The sequence below is a fragment of the Bacillus sp. EB106-04-02-XG92 genome (genome assembly GCF_058791995.1).
Map to the genome: position 1 here is coordinate 176,744 of NZ_JBYTEA010000010.1, position 6,482 is coordinate 183,225.

General features: G+C 34.3%; 4 protein-coding genes. 1 reads left to right on the forward strand and 3 read right to left on the reverse strand.

What is annotated here, in order from left to right:
• Positions 1 to 103: 103 nt before the first annotated feature.
• Positions 104 to 3,001, reverse strand: coding sequence for a collagenase ColA (gene colA, locus AC3WVA_RS22090; protein WP_098521253.1), 2,898 nt, complete (start codon positions 2,999 to 3,001; stop codon positions 104 to 106).
• 245 nt (positions 3,002 to 3,246) lie between these two features.
• On the opposite strand from colA, the gene opuD reads away from it, so the two are divergent.
• The gene (gene opuD, locus AC3WVA_RS22095) at positions 3,247 to 4,797 is read left to right on the forward strand and encodes a glycine betaine transporter OpuD (RefSeq protein ID WP_098521252.1); all 1,551 of its coding nucleotides are present in this window, start codon (positions 3,247 to 3,249) and stop codon (positions 4,795 to 4,797) included.
• 130 nt (positions 4,798 to 4,927) lie between these two features.
• On the opposite strand, the gene AC3WVA_RS22100 is transcribed toward opuD, so the two are convergent.
• Together AC3WVA_RS22100 and AC3WVA_RS22105 are read right to left on the reverse strand one after the other, a co-directional pair.
• Positions 4,928 to 5,794 (reverse strand): GNAT family N-acetyltransferase, encoded by an 867-nt coding sequence (locus tag AC3WVA_RS22100; RefSeq protein ID WP_098345892.1) that lies wholly within the window; start codon positions 5,792 to 5,794, stop codon positions 4,928 to 4,930.
• A 154-nt stretch (positions 5,795 to 5,948) separates the two neighbouring features.
• The coding region (locus AC3WVA_RS22105) for an LPXTG cell wall anchor domain-containing protein (RefSeq protein WP_492322183.1) at positions 5,949 to 6,482 on the reverse strand (534 nt) is incomplete at its 5' end.

Genomic DNA, 6,482 nt, shown 5'->3' on the forward strand with positions numbered 1-6,482 from the left:
CTATTGTGACAGGCTCCTCCTAGTAAATAACCGATATATTATATATCTATATAATATACTATTTTCCACAAAAAGTAAAGTTAAACATACATTGGAAAATCACTTATTTTACTGATAATTCATATGTTCCATCGCCATTATCATATTTATATACATACAAATAATACTTACCTGGCTTTGCATTCACTTTTGCCTCTATATGATTTCCATTAGCTTGACCGTAAGCTGCATAATTTTGCATATCTGATTCATGGTGAAGCACCCATGTCATCCCGATTCCATACTCATTTAAAACGGAAATATCAATATCTTTCGCTGATGCTACATTAAATGTATAAACATCAGTATGATCTCCGCCAATAAGACTACCTTTCATAGTATTGTTTAACCCAATATGATTCGCTTCCTCGGGACGATTATTTGGTTCTGATTCTGTTAAACTTCCATCTTTAATCGTGACCGTTGTTTCGCTTCTGCTCTCTTCCCCTTTATCATCTTTTACTAGTAACGCAACTTTGTAAGTTCCTTCTCTTTCATACGCATGTACTGGATTAGCCTCTTTACTTGTGCTTCCATCTCCAAAGTCCCATAAATAAGAAACGATTTTTCCATCTTCATCTTTTGAGCCATCACTTTTAAATTGAATACCTTCTTTTGCAAGTCCATTATAAGGACCATTTATATGAACCGTTGGAGCTTTATTTTCTCCGTCATCTTTTGCGATACCATGGAAAACTACATCATATTCAAATTGATTTGAGCTATTCACACGGTAATTGACGAAGTACGCTGTAACCGTTTTGTAGCCACTCCATTCTTTTTGTGCCAGTTGTTCTAGAGCTTCATTTACTTTCTTACTCATTGCATTCCAATCTTCTGACTCACCTTTGGTTACACTACCTGTAAATTTGCCTTCTAGTGTAAATGTATTAAAGAATTGAGAGCTATGTTTTGTCATTTTTACATCTTTCATCGGTAACGTATCACTAATTTCTTGCTCTACTGCTGTTAACGATTTTGGTGCATGTTCAGCTAAATAATCATCTGCTACTTCCGGTACATTATATTTATCTTGATTATCGATTAACTGCTGCATATAATCTTGGTACTCTTTATTTAGTTTAGAATCTTTACTTAGTTTTTCACGATATACATCATAATTTTGCACGTCATTCGCTCGAATTAAATCTTGAATTTTATCAAACGTTTCAAATTGATGTGTATATAAATAAGATTGCAATGCGAACGAGTAATTATAGAAATCCCAAGAACCATATTTAGCAAATAATGTGCGCTCTGCTGTATAACGGCTTGCCGGATCAGATGATAATCCACTAATGATGCTCTTTCTCGGTACTACATTATTTGTACGAGTAGAACCTGCAAAAAATTCAGCATTCCCTTCTTGGAACCAAGTTAATCTCTCATTTTGATACATATCGCCTCTTCCAAATAAACCTGGCACTTCAAATCTCCCTTGAAGATAATGAGTAAACTCATGACGGAATAACTCTTCTAAACTATAAATACTTTGTTCTGGCGTACGTTCATATGTAAAGAATGTTCCTGTTTCTTCAATATAAATTCCACCGTTGTTTGTTTCATATCCATACAATTGTCTATTTAGCTGATATTCGTCTGGAGTATTATAGATTACTATCGTTAATACGTCGTCCGCATTACCTGGCTCTAACGCTTTGTCATTTCCAATTACACGATGATACTGTGCTTTTACTTCCTTTGCAGCCCAGTATAATCTCTTAATTTTTTCTTCTGATACTTTATCTCCTGTTTTAAATACGATAGATCCATCGTCGAATGTATATGTTTTTGGTAAGTACTGTTCTTTTCCTTCTTTACGTATTTTCTCTAAATCTACTGCATTGCCGCTATAATCTTTCCCGTTATAATTTGTTGTAATTTGTTCTACTGCAACAAAATATGGCTCACTTAAACGTGGGTACATATGCATTGCTTGTGTAACAACCTCTAATCCTTTATTTGGATTACTATGAAACTTCCCTAAACGGCTAGCGAAATAAATTCCATTATTAACGAGCCACTTATTTTCTGGTGTTACTTCATTTAGAAGAGCGATACGATTTATTTCATTAATAAACCCATCTATTTTCCCATACCACATCGTTTCATTCGCTTCTTTACGAGCTTCAATTAAGTAAGACTGTATATCATAGTCAATCCCTTGCATCATATCGTATACAGCTTGTCCTTTCATACGATCGTCTACATACGTACGAAGATTATCATTATATTGTTTTAAAATATTAGCTGCATATTGAACCGTTTCTACATCACTTGAAGCGTTACTGATTAATTTACCGTATGCCGATACGACTGAATCTTGCTCATATGTACCTAGCTTAAAGTTTGGATTTGTTGCGATTGCTTTTAAAGCAGGTAAACATTTATCCTGGAAGCTTCTCTCATTTAAATCGCTTAATTCATTATTGTAAAATGCAAGATAAAAAGCTGAACGTAACACTTCCGTAAACGTTTGAATTCCTTTTGAATCATCTTTCGTAAATGTACTACCTCGATGAGCTAATTCATCTATAACTACTTGCATTTTTCCTTTGTTTTTATAAAAAGCCTTTGCATCTTCATTGAACTGGAATAAGTCTGTAATTTGATTCCACTTAATACTTCCTAGTGTTTCAACTAATTCTTGATCATTCATTTTATTTAAATCAGCCATTGAATAGCTTTCTTTCATTTGCTTTACTTCGGAGCTCTTCATAATAGATGCTGGTCGCTGTGAAAAGTCTCCTACTTTTAACCGTTCTTGAAACGATAATGTTTCCTCTGCTTTAGAAACGTGTCCAATCTCATCTACTGGCTTTTCAATTCCAACTGGTTTCGAATGCAATACATTATATGGCACCTTTTCTTCTGCTGATGCATGAGTTTGAATTGCTCCCAGCGATAGAGCCATTGTACTAATGCTAAGCATCACTTTATTGATCTTTGATTTCTTGTTCATATCCTTGCCCCCTATTTTAATATTCCATTCAAGAATTTAACATAAAATCTGGATGTAACAATATAAAATGCAATATTTCATATTATTTCTTCCTATAATTTGTACATATCGTGAACACATTGCTCTTTACCTCCTAAAACAAATTGCATCCTTTCACATTATAAAAAGGGAATTTTTTGACAATTAAAAACTTAATTGTTATGATTATTATAATTGTTAACTTTATTAAATAAGGGTGGGATTCTATGATAAAAAAAGAAAACAGTGTATTTTATATCTCCTTCTTGCTAACAACATTATTCATTATATGGGGAATTACCCCAGCAAGTTGGATACAAGGCTACGATTTACAAAGTGTTACATCTTCTTTAAACTCATTTATCCTCAATAAATTTGGGTGGTTTTACTCTCTACTTATGACTACAATGATTATTTTGGCTGTTTATTTAGCATTTTCTAAGTACGGTTCTATTCGTCTTGGTAAAGATGGAGAAAAGCCAAAATATAATTATCCATCTTGGCTATCCATGTTGTTTGGGGCAGGAATGGGAATTGGACTCCTCTTTTATGGAATCGCTGAACCGGTTTCACATTTTACAGATCCATTAACAGGAAAAGCGGGGACAGAGGAAAGCGCCAAGCTCGCTATGCAATATTCATTTTTCCACTGGGGACTCTTTCCGTGGTCACTATACGCAATGGTCGCTTTAACAATTGCATATTTCACATTCCGCAAACAAAAAGGTAGCACTATCGGGGCTACAGTTACTCCATTATTTAATCGATCGAAAAATTCTCGTATCGGAAAAACAGTTGATATTCTAGCTGTTTTAGCCACAGTATTTGGCATTGTACCATCTGTTGGGATTGGTGCTCAACAAATCGCCGGAGGATTAAGCTATTTATTCCCTTCTATTCATAACACTTTACTTACACAGCTCATACTTATCGCCATCTTCGCTGTTTTATATTTAACAAGTGCACAAACAGGCTTAGATCGTGGGATTAAATATTTGAGTAACTTAAATTTCTCTCTTGCAGGTATATTACTCGTCTCCTTTTTACTTTTAGGACCAACTGTATTTATTATGAAATATTTCACATCTACACTCGGTTCTTATATCGGAGCTTTACCTAGTATGGGATTAAATTTAGGAGCATTTAATGAAAAATCTTCTTCTTGGATAGAAAACTGGACTATTTTCTATTGGGGATGGTGGATCTCTTGGTCTCCATTCGTCGGTACATTCATCGCCCGTATTTCTAAAGGACGCACAATAAAAGAATTTATTTTTGGAGTTGTATTAGTCCCAACTCTTATCTGCACATTTTGGTTTGCAGTATTTGGCGGTACCGCTATCCATATGGAAATGTTCCAATCGCTTGGTATAGCTGATGAAATCGCAAAAAATGGTACAGAGATTGGATTATTTGCTGTTATTTCACACCTACCATTCTCTACATTTTTAACAATTATCGGGTTAATTTTAGTAGCCACATTTTTCGTTACTTCTGCCGACTCGGCAACATTTGTTGTTTCAATGCAAACGAGTAACGGGAGCTTATCACCGAAAAACAGTTTAAAACTTATATGGGGATTAACAATCGCGATTATTGCAGCTCTTTTATTACAAGCCGGAGGGTTAAATGCACTACAAATTGCAGCTATAATCGCAGCACTACCATTTTCTATCGTAGTCGTCCTTATGGTTACTTCACTCTTTAAAGAGCTACGAAAAGAAGATGTTAATTTGCAAACGAAAGAAGTTCCGAAAAAAATAAAAAAGGTTATGTAACGATTAACACCTCCTATAAAAGAAGAATTCGGTCCTCAAATTAGTCCTGCATCCGTTATTACTGAGGGCGGCAAAGTAAATGAAATAAAACCCATTCGTATGAACTATATTTCTCATACGAATGGGTTTTTTACTCCACTATATAGTGTTGTAAACATGCTTTTTCCTCAAAACCTACTTTCTTGTACAACTCCATCGCACGATCATTATTCGTATTCAAACATAGTTCTATTTTTCTCATCCCTTGGAACGAGAAAATATACTGAACAGCAGCTTGTAATAACCGCTCTCCGACACCTTTTCTTCTACTATTTTCAGCAGTTGCAATAAATTCGATATGCGCTTCTTGAAACTCCGGATTTACTTCAACATATACGTAACCTTCTAACTTATCATTCTTCATGCTTACAAATAATTTATTCGTATCACTTAGACGTTCAATAATCTCATTTCCTTCATAATATGTATTAGGAAAAACATTATTGTGTAAAGAGATAAACTGCTCAAATACTTTTGGTAAAGCTTCTTCTACATTACATATACTACGTTCTTCCACAATATTATTGCTTAAACTGAAAATACTATGTCGCTCTTGTTTTTTTGCATGTAAATCCTTCATTAAGCGGGCACAATTATTATTTTCCACATGATAAAAACCATAAAACTTTTCAATATGAAAAGGCATCTTTTCGATAAGTTCCTTCCACATATGTAAAGCCACTTCTTCCCAATTCGCTGACAGAATAAACGGTCCCCAAATTTCTACACATTTTTTTACTTCATCCACATCGAATCCTAATACACCTATTAAATTAGTATTCTCATAAGTAGCAACAAAAGATTGTTCCCATCCTATATCCGAAAAGTCATGGATAATTGTCTGTAACAACTCCTCTTTCTCATCTCCACAATAGCCAACATGATGAGTAGCATCTTTATTCATATTCGCAATAAATGCTGCCACCTCTTCAATTTTTAAAATAGAACTTACATACATAACCTCTCCTCCTTCTCTAATATATTCACACCTTTCCATTTATCTCCTTCTAAAAAAGACATCATCGTAAGCATATTTCAAAATGAAATCGCCATGATAATGTCTTCTCAAAAACTCATATAATTATTTTACGTTATAATAAGATAAAACGTTTTTATTTCTTAAATAATCTCTTTCTAAATATAAACATACTCAGTGCTGAAAGAACTAATGCTACGCCTGAAAGTAATGTTGATGTATTCTCTTGTCCACCTGTTGCTCCTAATGATTTCTTGCTTTCTTCTTGCTTATTAACAGCTTGTTTATTTTCTTTCACGTTTTGATTCTCTACTACTTTTTCTTTCACAACTTGATTGTTCGCGCTTTGTTCTTGAACTGCTACTGAGTTATTTACTGCGTCTTTTGTACCTTCAATTTCTTTTACTGGTTCTTTTACTTCTTTTGATCCTTCAACTCCTGTTGTTGGCTCTTCCACTTCTTCTTTCGATCCTTCAACTTCTTTTGTTGGCTCTTTTACTTCTTCTTTCGGGCCTTCAACTTCTTTTGTTGGTTCTTTTACTTCTTCTTTCGGGCCTTCAACTTCTTTTGTTGACTCTTCCACTTCTTCTTTTGATCCTTCAACTTCTTTTGTTGGCTCTTTTACTTCTTCTTTCGGGCCTTCAACTTCTTTTGTTGGTTCTTTTACTTC